Annotated in this window: 15 protein-coding genes and 2 riboswitches; of the genes, 11 read left to right on the top strand and 4 right to left on the bottom strand. The window is 43.7% G+C overall.

Annotation, left to right across the window (positions count from 1 at the left end; translation table 11 throughout):
• Positions 1–68: 68 nt before the first annotated feature.
• Complete coding sequence (locus LCL96_RS17235) at positions 69–731, bottom strand: VC0807 family protein (protein ID WP_224943217.1); 663 nt, start codon at positions 729–731, stop codon at positions 69–71.
• Between the two features lie 205 nt (positions 732–936).
• Here LCL96_RS17235 and LCL96_RS17240 point away from each other — a divergent pair, with 205 nt between their 5' ends.
• Both LCL96_RS17240 and LCL96_RS17245 read left to right on the top strand, forming a co-directional pair.
• Positions 937–3,000, top strand: coding sequence for a hypothetical protein (locus tag LCL96_RS17240; RefSeq protein ID WP_224943220.1), 2,064 nt, complete (start codon positions 937–939; stop codon positions 2,998–3,000).
• Positions 3,001–3,012: 12 nt separating this feature from the next.
• The gene (locus LCL96_RS17245) at positions 3,013–4,983 is read left to right on the top strand and encodes a beta-propeller fold lactonase family protein (protein WP_224943222.1); all 1,971 of its coding nucleotides are present in this window, start codon (positions 3,013–3,015) and stop codon (positions 4,981–4,983) included.
• Between the two features lie 37 nt (positions 4,984–5,020).
• Here LCL96_RS17245 and LCL96_RS17250 read toward each other — a convergent pair whose 3' ends face one another.
• Entirely contained in the window at positions 5,021–5,395 is a 375-nt protein-coding gene (locus tag LCL96_RS17250) for a hypothetical protein (protein WP_224943225.1), read from the bottom strand.
• Positions 5,396–5,713: 318 nt separating this feature from the next.
• On the opposite strand from LCL96_RS17250, the gene LCL96_RS17255 reads away from it, so the two are divergent.
• From LCL96_RS17255 to LCL96_RS17265, 3 genes are read left to right on the top strand one after another with little or no spacing between them, the layout of a single operon-like run.
• Complete coding sequence (locus LCL96_RS17255) at positions 5,714–6,598, top strand: ABC transporter permease subunit (protein ID WP_224943227.1); 885 nt, start codon at positions 5,714–5,716, stop codon at positions 6,596–6,598.
• Positions 6,591–7,595, top strand: a complete 1,005-nt coding sequence (locus LCL96_RS17260; RefSeq protein WP_224943230.1) for a hypothetical protein — start codon at positions 6,591–6,593, stop codon at positions 7,593–7,595. Before LCL96_RS17255 ends, LCL96_RS17260 begins: the two co-directional genes overlap by 8 nt.
• Positions 7,596–7,606: 11 nt before the next feature.
• Positions 7,607–7,861 (top strand): hypothetical protein, encoded by a 255-nt coding sequence (locus tag LCL96_RS17265; RefSeq protein WP_224943233.1) that lies wholly within the window; start codon positions 7,607–7,609, stop codon positions 7,859–7,861.
• Between the two features lie 32 nt (positions 7,862–7,893).
• On the opposite strand, the gene LCL96_RS17270 is transcribed toward LCL96_RS17265, so the two are convergent.
• Complete coding sequence (locus LCL96_RS17270; RefSeq protein ID WP_224943236.1) at positions 7,894–8,367, bottom strand: acyl-CoA thioesterase; 474 nt, start codon at positions 8,365–8,367, stop codon at positions 7,894–7,896.
• Positions 8,368–8,519: 152 nt separating this feature from the next.
• A riboswitch (cobalamin riboswitch) is annotated at positions 8,520–8,711 on the bottom strand.
• Between the two features lie 81 nt (positions 8,712–8,792).
• Between LCL96_RS17270 and LCL96_RS17275 the strand changes: the two genes are divergently transcribed.
• The 4 genes from LCL96_RS17275 (at position 8,793) to LCL96_RS17290 (ending at position 12,067) form a co-directional block, all read left to right on the top strand.
• Complete coding sequence (locus tag LCL96_RS17275; protein WP_224943239.1) at positions 8,793–9,047, top strand: zinc ribbon domain-containing protein; 255 nt, start codon at positions 8,793–8,795, stop codon at positions 9,045–9,047.
• A 31-nt stretch (positions 9,048–9,078) separates the two neighbouring features.
• A complete protein-coding gene (locus LCL96_RS17280; RefSeq protein ID WP_224943242.1) occupies positions 9,079–10,011 on the top strand; it encodes an AraC family transcriptional regulator in 933 nt (310 codons plus the stop codon).
• A gap of 13 nt (positions 10,012–10,024) precedes the next feature.
• Positions 10,025–10,393: a DUF1761 domain-containing protein gene (locus tag LCL96_RS17285; RefSeq protein ID WP_224943244.1), complete on the top strand. Its 369-nt coding sequence runs from the start codon at positions 10,025–10,027 to the stop codon at positions 10,391–10,393.
• A gap of 183 nt (positions 10,394–10,576) precedes the next feature.
• Positions 10,577–12,067: a flotillin family protein gene (locus LCL96_RS17290; RefSeq protein WP_224943247.1), complete on the top strand. Its 1,491-nt coding sequence runs from the start codon at positions 10,577–10,579 to the stop codon at positions 12,065–12,067.
• 252 nt (positions 12,068–12,319) lie between these two features.
• Here LCL96_RS17290 and ade read toward each other — a convergent pair whose 3' ends face one another.
• The gene (ade, locus tag LCL96_RS17295) at positions 12,320–14,065 is read right to left on the bottom strand and encodes an adenine deaminase (RefSeq protein WP_224943250.1); all 1,746 of its coding nucleotides are present in this window, start codon (positions 14,063–14,065) and stop codon (positions 12,320–12,322) included.
• A gap of 77 nt (positions 14,066–14,142) precedes the next feature.
• Positions 14,143–14,244: riboswitch (purine riboswitch) on the bottom strand.
• Positions 14,245–14,669: 425 nt separating this feature from the next.
• On the opposite strand from ade, the gene LCL96_RS17300 reads away from it, so the two are divergent.
• Together LCL96_RS17300 and LCL96_RS17305 are read left to right on the top strand one after the other, a co-directional pair.
• Positions 14,670–15,140 carry a DinB family protein gene (locus tag LCL96_RS17300; RefSeq protein ID WP_224943253.1) on the top strand — a complete coding sequence of 157 codons (471 nt, stop codon included), beginning with the start codon at positions 14,670–14,672 and terminating at the stop codon, positions 15,138–15,140.
• A gap of 121 nt (positions 15,141–15,261) precedes the next feature.
• Positions 15,262–16,650: a bifunctional metallophosphatase/5'-nucleotidase gene (locus tag LCL96_RS17305; protein ID WP_224943255.1), complete on the top strand. Its 1,389-nt coding sequence runs from the start codon at positions 15,262–15,264 to the stop codon at positions 16,648–16,650.
• The last annotated feature ends 55 nt before the right edge of the window (positions 16,651–16,705 follow it).

The raw sequence follows: 16,705 nt of genomic DNA on the forward strand, positions 1-16,705 counted from the left end.
AAAAATATTCTCCGTGTACTATAGAAGTGAAACAAGACGGAGGTCTGAAGGCAGAATCATCCATACCGTTATACGGCTTTAGTCTTTTCTTCCTCGAGTTCATCCTGCACTTCCTTGATTAAATGAGGTGATTTGTTGATGATTTTCCCGATATAGAAGAAGCCTGCAAAGGTGATTCCTGACATGATCCAGCTAAATGCCTGGCGCAGGATGATCCCTTTATCGAATGCTTCTACACCATACTCAATAATAAGCCAGGTCTTCACGATAGCGAGAATCCCGCTTCTCATGGCGAAGCAAAGAGTGATCAATTGAAACAAGGTATATAAAGGTTTCTTATAGAAAAGCCGATGACTAAACGTGCGGTCATAGCCTTGTAGCTCTGCAAAGTCGAGAGCAAAGTATAGGGCAATGGGTCTTTTGATCATCATGGTCACTAAGAAAAACAAACTCATTCCAGCCGCGTAATAGACATTATTCCAAAGAAGCTGTAAGGACGAACCAGCCAGTACGTCAATGAGCGTACCGACGATCAATGTAAAGAGAATGAACAGGCCGAATGTATTCACTTTCTTCATTTCAATGAAACGGTAGATCGTGTACACTATTCCGGGAATAGAGGAGAGTAGCATCGCATAATAATCTCCTGTGTAATCTCGTAAAATATTCCAAACAAATAAAGGGAGGGCCACATAAATCATCAGATCCAATAGAACAATATTTTTCTTCACTTCTATCACTCTTCCTTTTTTTCGTATACAAAGATTACGGTTCCCAAGATCATAAAGTTTCAAAGAATGGAAATCATTTGTACTGAAATCGTTTTATTTTTTTATGAAAATCTTATTGAGATTACTTCTCAATTACACTATACTGATAAATAGTAATGAGAATCATTCTCGGATGGTTCAGGATCGTTGAGAGGGGTTACATAGAATGAATAGACCATGGAAAGTATTATCAGCATCTGTATTGGCATCTTCACTATTACTTGCTGGATGTGTCAGCGAAAAGGAAGAAGTGTCAAAATCAGACGGAGAAAAGAAAACAGGAGCAAGCAAGGTAAGTGTATCTGATTATACATTCGATACTGCCGGGAATATGTTTGCGTATGCAGAATTTGAATTATCCGGTGAGCCGTTGGCAGAGAGCCTCGGTTTGGATTTAGATATATTAGATATCAATACGTTGGATCAACCAACGAAGTTTGATTACACAGCTGGCGTTGAATCATATGAATACTCTGAGGAAGCCATGTATGAAGTGGTTGAAAAGTCAGGGATGGGACTGCATCTGATCAATGGTCCAGCCGTAAAGACTTTAGAGAACGGCAACACATCTGATGAAAAGCTGGGCAATCGTTTCTATGAATTGGCCGATGCTGTCGGATATCCACAGGATGAGATATTCCGAAATATGTATCCGACATTTATCGAATACTCTGCCGGTGATCCACACTATAAAAACAAAGTAGATACGAGTGAGTATGCTTCAAATGATGATGGAAGCTATGTCCCTATGTATCAAGTAAACTTCGAATCACTGCGCTGGGATCGTGATAAAATGGAGAAAACACTCGTACCTTCGGCGTACGGAGCAACCTTCTTGAAGCAGGCACTTTGGGCAGGGGATTTCATGGGCGGATTCCATACAGTAGATGGTGATGAAGAACTCGCAGGCGAAACGTCAAAGGATGACGATGACAAGAATGTTGCACTCGGTGTAAGCTCTGCGGATGGTTTCCAGGGAGCGGTCCTGACGGAAGAAATCTGGAATAAAGTGAATTATATTTCAAATGAATTATTTGTTGATGGCGCGACAGGGGAATTAACGGCTGCGGGACTCGGAAGCCAGTATGATCCCGATAAAGGATTTGTTTACTTACCACATAGTGTGGAAGTGACAGAAGACGGTAAAGAGGCGCCAATGGCTAAATCACTGTCTGTCAAAGATTCAAACAGTGTTCTTCAAGATCAGTGGATGATGCTGTGGCCAAGTTCAGAATTCTTCGGAATGACCGACCAAAGAGAGAGTAATCCAAACACTACGCCTTCATTCCAGGCATTGTTCGACGGTGCCCCGTATCCTTCCGCACCTAAAGAGAATACGGATGACTCAACGGATAACGATGTGAACGGAACAGATCCTTTCACGGCCAATCAAAATGTGATGCTTCATGTATTCAAGAATATAGATGCCATGCATTTTAATGACGAAAAAGGAATGTTTGTCACTGAGAATGATGGAAAAGAACAAGGTACGTATATGGATACATTCCAGGCCGGATACACGATGGAATCGATGAGGATTTTCCAACGTGCGATTGATGGGCTTCCTGTTGGATATGCTTCAGGAGAATCTGCTGAAGGATTGAAGACGCCGGAAGGAAAACGTGCACTGGAAATGATCCGTAAGCAGGCAGATTTCATCATGGATAACTTAGTTATGGATTCTGGTCTCGTAGCAAAAGGATTCGATACTAAAAACGGTGCGGACAATCAAGTGACATTGGATGCCCAATTAGGTGCAATCAGGGGATTGACAGCAGCTTACTTAGCAACGGACGATGAGAAATATCGTGAAGCGGCCCGTGCGATTTATGAAGCGATGGATTCCGAGCTATGGGAAGAAGATCTGAAAGCATATGAAACGTCCAAAGGGAAAATGGATTACACCCCTTATACAGCAGGCGCATTGTCTGCAACCTACCGTGTTGCCCTGCAAAACTTAAGCAACAGGGAATCGGATTCAGAGGCACCTGAAAGCCTTGAAATCGATGCGATCACCTCAAGGTACAGTGATTTCTATGATACGGTCATTGATGGTCCGTCCCTCAAAGAAGGGATGCAGGCAAGTGAATTCTGGGACACTGGGGATTATTACAACAGCAAGGATTCATCTGGAAATACCGATGGAGATCATGTTCCACAAATCCAGGCAGGACATGGGGAAAACGGAATTGCACCCGTTCTTCTTCCAGTCACAGTCGAAAAACGATAAAGAAGGGATCCTATGAAGAAGATAATAGGATATGCGGCAGCGTTTCTCATAGCAGGAACGCTTGTTGCATGTTCCATCCAAACCACAACAAAAGATGACCCGAGCTTCGATACGATTCGCAAAGAAGCTGTCAATAGCGATAACATCCTTCAAAATAAAGAAGGTACTGAGCTTTATATTGCCAATCTCGATGCGAATACCGTATCCATTGTGGATGAAAAGACCCAGGAAGTACAAAAAGAAATTCCTGTCGGGAAAGAGCCGGTCCAACTGGCTCTATCACCAGATGAAGATCGCCTGTATGTTTCGTGCCGATACGATAACAAGATTGATGTCATTTCATTGGAAGAAGGGAAAGTAGTAGATTCCTATAAAGTAGGATCGGAACCCTTTGGACTCATGACAAGCCAAAACGGTAAGACCTTGTATGTGGCCAATTACCGGGAAAACACGATTATGATGGTGGATGTGAAGAGTGGGGATGTGACGGAGACAATTTCTGTTCACGATCGACCAAGAACGTTGGCTCTTACTGCAAACGGGAAGAAATTATACGTTCCCCATTATTTATCCGGTGAAATTTCTGTTTTAAATACTGAAACGAACAAGGTGACGAAAACGATTGAACTGGCAGACTCTCCTGATGTGCAGGATCCGAAAAAAAGCCAGGGGATCCCGAATACCCTTGAGCAATTTGTCATTTCCCCTGATGGGAAAACAGCTTGGATCCCTCATTTAGTGACCAATGTTGATACAGCCATTCAGTTTGAAGAAACGATCTTTCCTGCCATATCCATCATCGATCTTGAAAAAGACGAAGAGATAGTGGATCAACGAAAACAATTGTTTGAAGAAATCAATGTGCTGGATTCAAAAAATGAGACGATGATTGTTTCAAATCCATATGATGTGACCTTCCAAGAGGATGGTTCTAAAGCATATGCGATCATGTCGGGGAGTGAGGATCTGGTCGTCTTTGATTTGAAACGTGGTGGGAATGCCACTCAAATTTTAAGAAGAATCGAGGGGGACAATCCCAGGGGAGTCTTATTAAGTAAAGACGGCGAAACCCTCTATGTTCATAATGCCATGAGTCACGATCTTGCGACCATTGATTCTGGAGGGGCTTCTGTACATTCCAGGGCGAAGAAGCTCAATGACAACATTTCCTTGATTAAAAAGGATCCGCTCGACCCGCAGGTTCGTAAAGGTAAGACGATTTTCTACAGCGCCAACAGCGATGAGTTTGAAGCGGATATTACCGGTAATAACTGGATGAGCTGTGCGTCTTGCCACAGTGATGGAGAAATCAATGGGCTTACTCTCATGACGGGAAAGGGGCAGCGAAATGTCCCGACCAACACGCAAACCTCAGAAAACGGCCTCTTCCTTTGGGATGGCAGCCGGGATGACTTCACGGACTACCTCCTGACCGTTCAAGGTGAAATGGGAGGGATGATGAAGTATGAACCAGGTGAAGAACTGCCGGCAGAGGTTGAGAAGATGTATGATGATTTATTTGCCTTTCTGAAGGAACCGACCTCTTTTCCTGTACCACAAAGTCCTTATAAGGAAAACGGGGAACTGACAAGCTCTGCTAAAGATGGGAAGGCTCTGTTTGAAGGGAAAGCTTCCTGTATCTCCTGCCATAGCGGCAATCAGTTTACAGATAGTGTGAAAGCGACCGGTGAGAATGGAAAGTTGACCACGGACATGACAGACTATCTTCATGATATTGGCACAGCCAACCAATTTGATGTTCCATCGGAGGGGGACGCAAGGGCAGCCTTCTCCAATCCAAGGGACGGCAAAAGCTTTGATACGCCTAGCTTAGTTGGCGTGTGGGCAACGGGCCCATATCTGCATGATGGTAGTGCGAAGACGATTGAAGAGTCTATTGAGCGTCATCAATATGATGAGAAATCCGAGCTCAGTCAAATTGAAATGGCTAAGATTGCAGATTATGTGCGTTCCCTGGATTAGTAAAAAAAAGCTTGAGGATTGTTTCCTCAAGCTTTTTTTATGGTGTATTCTGTTTCGGAATGAAATCCATCGTAATATTGTCACCGAATACTTCATCTTCTTTGAAGATATTCACATGCAGAAGCATCCCCGTTACGGTCTTACCGTCGACTTGAAGAGAAGTGAACCCCTCAGTGTCATCTATCTTTTCCTCAAGATTAACATCTTCCGGTTGTTTGTCTGGAATGAATAGAAGATCCAAGCGGTACCTTTTGTTCGAATCTGGCCGTTTCATTACCGTTAATTCAAGTGAACCATCATCATTCACCTTTGTGGTGGAGAACGTGACCACATTGTCTTCTGGTTCGATTAGATAGGGCTCGATTTCTTCCCGGGGGGTATCATCATTATAAGGTTTTAATGCCAAGTCCAAGATTGACCCCGGAGGAAGAGTGGAGTTTCCCCGTATGATGATTTTCTTCGACTTTAAATTGACCGTAGCATCAATCTTTACTGTTTGCGGTTTTATTGGTTTTTTGTCTGCACCTGAAGCTTCCTGGGTCAAAATTACTCGGCAACCGCTTAGCATGCTGAGTAAAGTGATGATGATTACGATAAAAAGGAACTTTGTTTTTCGGATTGGTTCCCCCTCCTGTCTTCCTTTTCAGAATTGTGTTTACAATTATATTACATTATTGTAACATGAATATAGAAAAATTGTATCATTTTGGAAATTGTTTGGAGGGATTGTATGAGAAGGGTGTTAGAGACTCCCTTTCAATTTTTGGTGGTCGTACTGGGATTGTATTTACTTAGCGGGATCGGCTCGCTTCTCGCTTATGATACAGAACTGCTGATCAATCTCGCGGCCTATGGTGACCGGTTGCAGCAGACGTGGGTTGAGATTATGCATCCTTCATCGATATATATCTATTGGGGAGAGGGAAATAAGCAATACAGCATCACGGAAGTCTTCTCTCAAACGTATACGTACTCTTTTCTTATTCTATTCAGTTCTTTCTTCTTGGCGGTCTGCCTGGCGGTGATCTTAAGTTATTCCCTCATGTTATTGCCCCGGAAAGTATATCGTTTCTCTGTAAAGATCGTCAATGTCCTGGATGCCTTACCGGATGTGTTCATTGTCGTATTATTTCAGCTTTTCATCATCTGGTTATTCAAAAAGACGAACCTGCTCGTGTTGGATATCTATGCCCTCGGTGAAGAGCGAATCTACTTTTTACCTATTCTCTGTTTGTCCGTTTTGCCTGTCGTATTCTTGTTAAAGCAATTTCTGTTCCAGCTCAAAGAAGAAGAAAGCAAGCCATATGTGGAGTTCTCTTATTCAAAGGGATTCAGAAGGGCCTATACGGTTTGGCATCACTTGTTTCGGAATGTGTGGGTTCACTTCTTCTTTCATCTGAAACCGATTTTTTTACTGATGCTTTCTAATCTATTAATCATTGAACTTCTGTTTAACATTAACGGATTTATGCAGACGTTGCTTCGCACGGCGACAAGTTCACCTTCTGCGTTCTTTCTCGGGATGCTTCTTATATTTGTCCCGTTCTTTGTCGTTTTCACGATAGGGTCTTATATTCTATCAAAATGGTTGAAAGGAGGGGAAATGGATGAATAGTTGGATGACCAGAAGATTGGCACTTCCCGTCCTGGTCCTTGTTGCTTTCATCGCCGTCAGTTTCCTGGTTCCGGTTTTGAATCCCGGGTATGATGAAGTTGTGGATTATCTCTCCGATGAAAATGGGAGAGTAATCGCAGCACCACCGTTCACCCCAAGTGAAATGCCTCCACTGGGAAGCGATAAACTGGGGAGGAACTTTCTGCTTTTACTATTGGTCGGAGCCAAATATACTATTTTTGCAGCTTTGGCCATCGCATTATTGCGGATGGTTTTAGGCTTTTTCTTTGCTGTTCTGTATACGTTCCTCCCAGATTTTGTAGGGAGATTGATGAAAGGACTGGGAGAGTCTTTTCAGTACATCCCCCTCGTCATTATTGTGTTTGCGTTACTGGTTCCCTTAGAAGGTGCTTTTCATTCCGGGGTGCTTCCTTCCAACCGTTACTTCTTCATTCAAGTGATCGCGATTGCCGCTGTGACGATCCCCTCTCTCGGAATCTATTTAGGAGAAGAGATGAAACTCTTTATGAAGAGCGAATTCATTCAGGTGTCACGAACGATGGGGGCAGGAAGATTCCATCTTTTTAAGCAGCACCTGCTTCCACAGTTCAGAAGGCATTCGATAGTGCTATTTTCAGAACAGGTGTCCCAAACTCTGGCTTTACTTATTCAACTCGGCATTCTCCATATGTGTCTTGGCGGCTTGAAGATCGCTAACTTTGGCATCATGGAAAGTATCCCTGTATATTTTTCCGAAACGAACGAATGGGCAGCGACGATCGCCATCAACATTCAGCAGATCTTCCTGCGTCCGATGCTTGTCGTCGTCCCACTGACTTTATTCGCCATCTTGATCCTATGCGTGAACTCGATCAGTGCGACCCTTAGAAGATCTTTGATTGAAGGGGAAGGAACCAAGGTGAAGAACAAGGCAGGGGAGGATCGTCGAGAGAAGGCTGTCTCAGTATCATCGGATCTATTTACTTTGAAACAGTAAGGAGAGATTGTATGAAGGAAAAACAAGGCGGAAAGGCCTTTCTGATTGTATCCGTACTTTTATTTGTGTTTGCGGGATTTGTTTCGATCTATACGGGATTTCAATCAGACTCTTACAAGCCTATATGGTTCCCGCTCATCCTTCTCGCTACCAACATTATGTATGTGGTCATCAACATAAAGGAGCGCCGTCGCTATTATACAATAGGCTTTAGCGTGATGACCGTTGCGGTTCTGATATACATCCTTTTTCCATACTTTATATAGAAAACACTCAGAAATAATCTGAGTGTTTTTTTTTATAATATCAATGCACGGTTTTTTCTATGTTCTTTCCGAAGAGGTGCCGTCTTAAAAAGTCTCTTCTCTTCTTCCGACTGAGGGATGACCTTTGGCACCGGTTTCGGCTTACCATTCTCATCCACAGCGACCATTGTCAGAAATGATTCCGTCGTTAACGTTCTGACATTCGTCAGCAGATTGGTCGAGTACACCTTCACATATACTTCCATGGATGTTCTTCCTGTCGATGTAACATACCCCTCAAGGCTCAAAGCGTCGCCCACCGTTGCAGATGATAAAAAATCCACAGAGTCGATCGATGCTGTTACAACGACGGAATTTGAGTGCTTCATGGCCGATAACGCCGCGATTTCATCGATATAAGAGAGGACTTTCCCTCCAAAGATGGTTTGCATGTGATTGGTATCCGGCGGCAGTACCAATCGGGTTTGTACGGTTCGTGAACGCTCCACAGAAAAAGCTTGTTCCATTTTCTCATCTCCCTGATTGTATTATGTTGAAACAAAAAAACATCTCCTTTGTGAAAAGAAGATGCAGCTACCCTGAGTGAGCGTCGGGGATCCTTTGATTCCCTGTTAGACGTTTCATTCGCGTAACACCCTCCTATCTCCCGTAGGAACTTTCGTGTTCTTCTCGAATTGGCAGGTCTCCTGGCTCAGCGTCTCCAATTCCATATTCCTTCCCATTTCAACGTGAAACAGTGGATCCATATGAAACCTCAGCCTTACAGTGGCGGGACCGCGTTGGATTTTCACCAACTTCCCTTTTAAGAAAATGACCAACGATCATTTTCACCAACGAGCAATGATTAAATTGTGAACGTTTCTATTTTACCATACACCTTCCGTGAATGAGCATCCTCTATGGTAAAATGGTAAAAAGGAGATGGAGTGCTATGAAGAAATTCAATAAATGTCAAAGTTGTGGTATGCCTCTGAAAAAAGTAGAAGATCGAGGTACGGAAAAAAATTCAGAGGAAAGTGCCATGTATTGCAAGCACTGTTACCAACAAGGAGAATTCACTCAAAAGGATATCACTCTCGACGAAATGAAGGTCTTTGTGAAAAAAAAATGCATTGAAATGGGCGTTCCTTCTTTCTTATCAGGTATGTTTGTGAGGAATATGCACAAGCTTGAGCGATGGAAGTAGGGAGATTTAAAGGTACAGGTGAGGAATTGACATGACATATAGTGATCAACAGACGCAGATTGATAGAGTAATACAATACATAGATGAACATCTTACAGAGGATTTATCTTTAGAGCAGCTCGCCAAAGTCTCTACCTATTCACCCTTTCACTTCCAACGATTGTTCAAAGGGTTCATTGGCGAGACGCCAGCCGGCTATGTGAAAAGACTTCGTTTGGAAAATGCCGCACATATGCTGATTTATGAGCCAAGGGTACCAGTAACAGAAGTTGCCTTGAAATGTGGATTTGCATCATTGTCCTATTTCACATATTCATTTCATCGCTATTTCAATAGTAATCCAAAAAGCTGGAGGGAAGGTGCGTATTTAGAACGATTTCCAAGGGAACATCTGAATAGCAAGAAATCTAAACTTTCCAGCACAAATCCGAAAGCTTCCAGAGATCGAGAGACTTATAATGAGTTTAAATGGCTGGATCTTTCCAATGTGAAAGTCGCACAATTACCAGAGTGCTCCACCATCAACCGGTACCATACAGGATCCTACGTCAAAGGCATTCCTGCAACTTGGCAGGATCTTTACCATTGGGGGAATGCTAGGGATCTGTTGGACGATAGCCCGCTGATATTCGGAGTCCCGAAGAGTAACCCGTACATCACCCCGCCTGAAAAAAACAGGTATGAATGCCGTCTGGCCGTTAAAGATCGAGCTACCCTTGGTGAGGAACTTGGTCATTTTTCCGGAGGCAAGCATGTAATATATGAGTTTTCGGAGCCTGTCGATTATGAGGAAAGAGGCATGCTGATTGAATGCTACTCAGAACTTTATAGTTATTGGCTGCCCCAAAGCGGATTTAGGTATCTCGGGAATCCGGTTGAGCTTGTTGAAGTAGAGAGCATCGAAGGATCCCTCGATGTAAGGTGTGGCATTAAGGCGATCGCTCTGGCCATTGAACCCAAATAATGGAGGAATAAGGATGACCCTAGGTTTGAATTTGCCCGCGTTTTTAGCGGGGACCGTGTTGTATATGATCTACGGAGGAGTTTATTACTCAATCCTTCTTGGAAAGAAAGATCAGGAAGGCACAGGACCGGTGAAATATGTAGTGGCTGTTTTGGTAGCGTTCATCGGTTCAGCCCTGGTTGGAGTTCTTGTTCAAGGGACGGGATCAAGTGGTTTAGCTTCCGGGGCGCTCATTGGAGGAATCGTTGGAATGTTGATTTCCATCGTCTATTTGAAAAATGCCCTATTTGGACTCATGACGAAAAGGATGTTTCTAATTGCTGTCGGAGATCATCTCATCGTTTTTACTTTGCTTGGCGCATTGCATGGGTGGTTATGGTAGTAACCTGAACTTTTTTAAGTTCAGGTTATTTTTATATAAAAATATAAAAATAGGATATTCGCCTAAAAAATTGAAACTTTTTAAGGGTGGGCTCCGTATATAGTAGTGTAGCTAGCACTTTTATTTAAAAATTAAATCAGACAGCATGCTGGTTTAAACAAAATGTCGAGAGGGGTTGTCAGAATGCTAGGATCATTGAGTGTTATCGGATTTTTCGTTTTCTTGATTCCTGTACTGGTCATTGCGGCAATTGTAGGGATCGCATATTATTTCTGGATGAGGTTCCGTTATCGTACCGCAAGATCCAATCAGGCACTGATCATTACCGGACCGAAACTGGGGGATCCTGAAAAGGAATCGAATATATTTACCGACCAGGAAGGCCGTTCCATGAAGATCATCCGTGGTGGAGGATACAGATTAAGACGTTTCCAAACATCCACGCCTGTTAATCTAACATCTTTCCAATTGAAACTATCGACTCCACGTGTATACACAAACGGAGGAGTTCCTATTGTGGCCGATGCAGTGGCCATGGTAAAGGTTGCAGACACCTTGAACGGAATTGCCAACTATGCCGAGCAGTTCCTTGGGAAGGATCAAAAGGAAATTGAAGATGAAATCATCGAAGTGCTTGGAAGTAATCTTCGTGCCATTTTATCTAAAATGACCGTTGAGGACATTAACAGCAACCGAGAGAAATTCAATGCCGATGTGTCAGAAATCGCACAGAAACAGCTTGATTTGATGGGCTTTAAAATCACGTCTCTCGGATTGACAGATATCCGTGATGCCGATGAAGAAAACGGCTACTTGAAAAACCTCGGTCGTCCACGTATCGCAGAGGTTCGAAAGCAAGCGGAAATCGCAGAAGCAAACACAGAGCGTGAAACACGGATTCACCGTGCTCAGACCGACCAGGAAGCGAAGGAAGAAGAGTACAAGCGTCAAATTACAATTGCTCAATCCAAGAAAGAAAAAGACATCAAAGATGCTGCGTTCAAAGAAGAAACCGAACGCGCAAGAGCAAAGTCCGAGCAGTCCTATGAACTTGAAAAAGCCAAACTTGCCAAGGAAGTAAAAGAAGAAGAATTAACGCTTCAATTCCTTGAGCGGGAACGTGCGGTTAAGCTTGAAGCGGAAGAATCCAAGGTCCGTAAAACAAAAGCTGATGCAGATTATTACGAAACGACTCGTAAAGCAGAAGCCGAAGCACGTAAGTCGGAAATCGACGGGGAAGCCAAAGCGAAGATCCGCAGGGAAGAAGGGTCTGCAGAAGCAGATGTCATCCGTGAGCGCGGTAAAGCAGAAGCAGAATCCCGTAAGCTCCTTGCAGAAGCCATGGAAAAACACGGCGATGTCATCATCACCGAGAAACTCATTGAAATGCTGCCGATATTCGCAGAGAAGATCGCTCAGCCACTGAACAATATCGATTCAGTCAAGATCATCGATTCAGGCAACGGCCAAGGGGTTCCTTCCTTTGGAAAAAGCATCACGAGAACGATGCTTGACATGCAGGAGCCACTCCGTGAAATGACCGGTATCGATGTAGGTGAGTTACTGAAGTCGTATGCCAATAGAACACAGCCGGTTCATTATCAACCTGCAATTTCTGAATCGGCAGATAAGGAAGTGGCGGCCTCTAATGAAGTCGAAGAAAAAGAGTTATAGGAAGCCGGGCAAGGAAGTAAATAGGGAATAAGAAGAGAGATGTTTTCCGGTAGGGAGAACATCTCTTTTTTGTGTGGAGAAGGTACCATACCGTAGTTGTACCAGGTACAAATTGAATGGAATGTACCAGGTACAGATTAAATAGTATGTACCTGGTACAACTGATTCAGCAGCTGAAAACATCCTGAATTTCATCTGTCAAAAAAAACACCATTATTCAGCAGTCAAACCAAACTTGAATAATCCCAATCCTCAATCCTTCACCCCTACCTCAATATGACGGCAATCCCCCACATCGAACAAACCTAGATCAGTCAGCTTTAATTCAGGTATTACGGGCAGTGTCAGGAAGGAAAGGGTGAGAAAGGGATTGAAATCCCCGGTGAATCCCAGCTGTACAAAGGCATCCTTTAACTGAAGAAGTCCGGCCGCAACTTCTTCATAGCTGCCATCAGACATTAAACCTGCGATGGATAACGGTAGGGAAGCGATGGTCTCTCCATCTTTCACCATGACAAGACCGCCGTTCATATCATCCAGTGCTTCGATGGCTTTCAGGATATCTCCGTCATTTGTACCCGCTGCCACAATGTTATGGGAATCATGGGCAATGGTTGTGGCGATAGCGCCTTCTTTCAATCCAAATCCTTTTACGATACCTAATCCAATATTTCCTGTGTGGTGATGCCTTTCCACAACGACCATCTTAAGCTGATCCTGTGCAGTGGAAGGGATGAAGGCACCATTCACTGAATGAACCTCTTCTATCCGTTTATTCGTTCTGAGCTGATTGGGAATGATCTCAATGATATGGGCCTTTTTTGTATCGCCTAATCTGATTTGAAGATCATGATCTGTAAGTTCGGGCGTTTTGACAGTTGAAGTCAGAGCTGGTTGGGCAGTTTTTTTTACAATCGGTCTCCCGGTATATGTTCCATTTCCGGCGACATGCTTTCCGGCTTTGTACACGCTCGATATTGCGATTGTTTCAAGGTCGTCAAGAAGGATAAAGTCAGCTTCATAGCCCGGTGCGATGGCTCCTTTTTCGTGAAGTCCGTAGCATTCGGCGGCGTTTAGGGAGGCCATGGAGATCGCTATGATCGGGTCGAGTCCTTCCTTGATGGCCAGACGGACATTATGATCGATACTGCCCTCTTCAATTAAGTCATCGAGATGTTTATCGTCGGTACAGAAAAGGCAGCGGCGGGCATTTCTTTCATTCACGACACCGATGAGGGATACTAGGTCCTTTGCCACACTTCCTTCCCGGATCAACAGGTACATTCCCCTTTGAAGGCGTTCCTTAGCTTCATGAACAGTGGTGCATTCATGATCGGTCCGGATGCCGGCTGCTTTATAGACATTAATGGCATTCGTGTCAAGGCCTGCCAGGTGTCCGTCGATATTGTGGGTGAAAGGAGTGGTGGCCGCGATCTTATCCAACATCGAATCTTCCCCTTTTTGGAGGGAGGGATAGTCCATTACTTCTGCGAGTCCAAGGACACGTTCATAGTGATAAAAAGGTTTCAGGTCATGTGCTGTCAATGTTGCCCCTGCATTTTCGAAAGGAGTGGCGGGGACGCAGGAAGGGAGCATGGTGAAGACGTCTAAAGGTATGTTTTCAGAATCATCCAGCATGAACCGGATTCCTTCTTCGCCTGACACATTACCGATTTCATGAGGATCTGTAATGACGGTCGTAACACCATGTGGGAGAACAACTTTGGCGAATTCAGAAGGAGTGACCATGGAAGATTCAATATGAACATGTGCATCTATAAATGAAGGACTTACATACTTCCCTTTTGCATCAATCACTTCTTTGCCTTCGTATTTACCGATTCCGACGATCATCCCATCTGAAATTGCCACATCACCTTCCGTGATCTCCAGATTGAAGACATCAATGATTTTCGCGTTTTTTATGACCACGTCTGCAGCGATATCTTTATTGGCCACTGCAATTCGCTTTTTTAATATTTGTTTCTGTGTATTCATGTAATCCTCTCCTTATCGAATAGAAAAACCCCGAGATGCACCCGGGGTTTGACATAGAGAGAGAAGTGCAGGGACTCCTGTCACTTCTTTGCTCTCGTAGTCAAACCATTTACGGTAGTTTGGTAGAAACTTTTGGACCATATTTCCAATATTATACGAGTGTATGGAACGTTTTATTTATGCAAAAGCTCTTTTCGTAAAGATTGTTGTAAATCTTCACAGTCTATGACTGGTATATGCTCTGTCATTGAGCTGTGCCAGAGGAAGAAGCAATTGTTTGATTGTAAGTTATCCTGACAATTACACGGTTATACTGAAACATTTATGCTTTGACAGTTGATTGGAGCGGAAGGTGCTCGACTCCTGCGGGAAACGCTGGACAGGTGAGAGACCCCACAGGGCTTTAGCCCGAGGAGGCTCACCGCCAGCCTCGCGGAAAGCGAGCACCTGGAGCGGAAATCAACCACCACTTGCTTGTTCAAAAGCAACAATGTTTAGGAAAAACGTTAACAAAATATTATTTCACATTCTATATGCATCTTATGGACTGTGTCAATGCTAATCTCCTTGTATAATAAGGTAAAAGATCAAGAGGAGAATGAGTATGAATGTTTACTGTCAAGGTACACTGCACCAAATGGAAGTAGCACTTACATCGATTCTTGAAATCATGGACGGTCTAACAGAGGAAGACTTGCAAAGTAGACCTACTCCTTCCAAGCATTCCATTGGGGAGCTAATATCCCATATCTCCCTTATCCCAAGGGCGGACTTTCTTATTTCCGAGGGTGCGGGTCAGAAGGAAATGAGCGATTTTTACTCGTGTCAATCATTGACTACTCTGGGAGAAATGAAACAAGAGCTACAGAGGAATTTCCACTACCTGAAAGAGCAGGTTGCAGTTTTAACAGACGATATGCTAACGGAAGAAATAACGTCCTATTGGGGCGTAACGTATACCCGGTTCGAATGGCTCGTCGAAATCGTAGCCCATCTCTATCATCACAGGGGCCAGCTTCATGCCATGCTCGTTCACTGTTGTGAGCACGAACCTCATGTATCGTTGTTTGAATAGTAGTTTTCCTACTGGGTAAAAAAGATATTTTTACTATCTTTTTCCATAAAATACTTTACACCTTATTATATTGCTTTACTATTAAAAGAGAGAGTTTTCTGAAAAAGACATGGAGGTTAAGATGAAACTAAAAATCATACATACAAATGATGTACACAGTCATTTTGATGCATTTAAGAGAGCAGCCACCCTCATCAAAGAACATAAGGATGAGAACACGATCATTTTGGATGGGGGAGATTTTGCCGATTTTAAAAGCATTGAGCTCCAGGGAACGAGGGGGATGGCAGCGATTGAACTTCTTCAATCCGTCGGATACGATGCACTGACCATCGGGAACAATGAAATGTTCAACGGTTTCGATACCCTCGAGCATATGGCCGGGAATAGTCCCATTCCATTTATCAGCAATAACCTTTTTAGAAAAGACAAAGCGGCGATTGAGGGAGTGAAGTCAAGCGTCATTCTCAATAAGAAAGGTCTGCGGATTTTCATTACAGGTTCATCCCCTGACTTGCAGGGGTTCAATGATGGCCTCGGTGTCCATATAACGGATTACAAGAAAGAAATAAAGAAGGAACTAGAACTCTACCGCGGTCAATATGACCTGTGCATCCTTCTAAATCATGTAGGAACGGTGGCGGATGAAGAGCTTGCCTGTGAGCTGAATGAGGTGGATGTCATTCTTTCTGCTCATGATCACCAGCTTTATCCGGAGGCAAAGGTGGTCAACGGTACTGTGGTGAACAGTGCAGGCTGCTATGGCGAATATATCGGCGTGGTTGAATTGGAAGTGACAAACGAAGGGGTTTCACTACTACGTGGGGAAACGATTGCGACTCGGTCTGCCACATCGGATCAAGAGGTCACGGATATTCTCAAGAAAAACAAAATGGTCGCGATTAAAGTGTTAAGCAAACCGCTTTATACCATCGATCTGCCGCTTTGGCATGATGTGTTGGAAGAGAATCCGATGACCAATTTAATTGCCGATGGGCTGCAGGACATGTTGAACTGTGATCTTGGTCTGATCAATAGTGGAATTGTGAATGCCGGGGCTTTTCATTCCATCAGTCATAAGAATCTCATTGAAATCTGTCCATCGCCATTGAACCCGACCTCTTTTGAAATCCAGGGAAAGCATATCAGGGAAGCGATTGGGGAATCCCTTGATGCAGAGGTTTGCCTGGCAGATGGAAAAGGCCCTGGATTCCGGGGGAAATTCGTAGGCAGGCTGCATGTATCGGGGGCTGAAATTATCCATGATGGCAAAGTAGTTTCTGATATTCTTATAGGGAATAATCCTTTAGAAGATGAAAGATGGTATACAGTCGCCTCTTCCGATTATTTACAGCGGGGTTCCGGATATGAATCCCTCGGACATGCCCGGAATGAAAAGTATCGGCCTGAGGAAATTCGGGATGTGATCAGGTTATATGGAAATCGAGCTGAATTCGTTGAAAAGGCACAGGTGAACCGGTGGAAAGAAAGTAGTAAGGTAATGTCGTAGTTTTTATCATTCAGCGCTCAGCCGTGCCTGAGCGCTTTTTATTGTGGCTTTTTCT

Origin of the sequence: Rossellomorea aquimaris (assembly GCF_020172085.1) — a bacterium.
Classification (GTDB): Bacteria; Bacillota; Bacilli; order Bacillales; family Bacillaceae_B; genus Rossellomorea; species Rossellomorea aquimaris_E.

Excerpts from the sequence above, each read along its gene's own strand:
- LCL96_RS17255 (WP_224943227.1), top strand. The coding sequence starts at position 5,714 with ATGAGAAGGGTGTTAGAGACTCCCTTTCAATTTTTGGTGGTCGTACTG.
- LCL96_RS17245 (WP_224943222.1), top strand. The coding sequence starts at position 3,013 with ATGAAGAAGATAATAGGATATGCGGCAGCGTTTCTCATAGCAGGAACG.
- LCL96_RS17275 (WP_224943239.1), top strand. The coding sequence starts at position 8,793 with ATGAAGAAATTCAATAAATGTCAAAGTTGTGGTATGCCTCTGAAAAAA.
- LCL96_RS17240 (WP_224943220.1), top strand. The coding sequence starts at position 937 with ATGAATAGACCATGGAAAGTATTATCAGCATCTGTATTGGCATCTTCA.
- LCL96_RS17265 (WP_224943233.1), top strand. The coding sequence starts at position 7,607 with ATGAAGGAAAAACAAGGCGGAAAGGCCTTTCTGATTGTATCCGTACTT.
- LCL96_RS17300 (WP_224943253.1), top strand. The coding sequence starts at position 14,670 with ATGAATGTTTACTGTCAAGGTACACTGCACCAAATGGAAGTAGCACTT.
- LCL96_RS17290 (WP_224943247.1), top strand. The coding sequence starts at position 10,577 with ATGCTAGGATCATTGAGTGTTATCGGATTTTTCGTTTTCTTGATTCCT.
- LCL96_RS17305 (WP_224943255.1), top strand. The coding sequence starts at position 15,262 with ATGAAACTAAAAATCATACATACAAATGATGTACACAGTCATTTTGAT.
- LCL96_RS17270 (WP_224943236.1), bottom strand. The coding sequence starts at position 8,367 with ATGGAACAAGCTTTTTCTGTGGAGCGTTCACGAACCGTACAAACCCGA.
- LCL96_RS17280 (WP_224943242.1), top strand. The coding sequence starts at position 9,079 with ATGACATATAGTGATCAACAGACGCAGATTGATAGAGTAATACAATAC.
- ade (WP_224943250.1), bottom strand. The coding sequence starts at position 14,065 with ATGAATACACAGAAACAAATATTAAAAAAGCGAATTGCAGTGGCCAAT.
- LCL96_RS17285 (WP_224943244.1), top strand. The coding sequence starts at position 10,025 with ATGACCCTAGGTTTGAATTTGCCCGCGTTTTTAGCGGGGACCGTGTTG.
- LCL96_RS17260 (WP_224943230.1), top strand. The coding sequence starts at position 6,591 with ATGAATAGTTGGATGACCAGAAGATTGGCACTTCCCGTCCTGGTCCTT.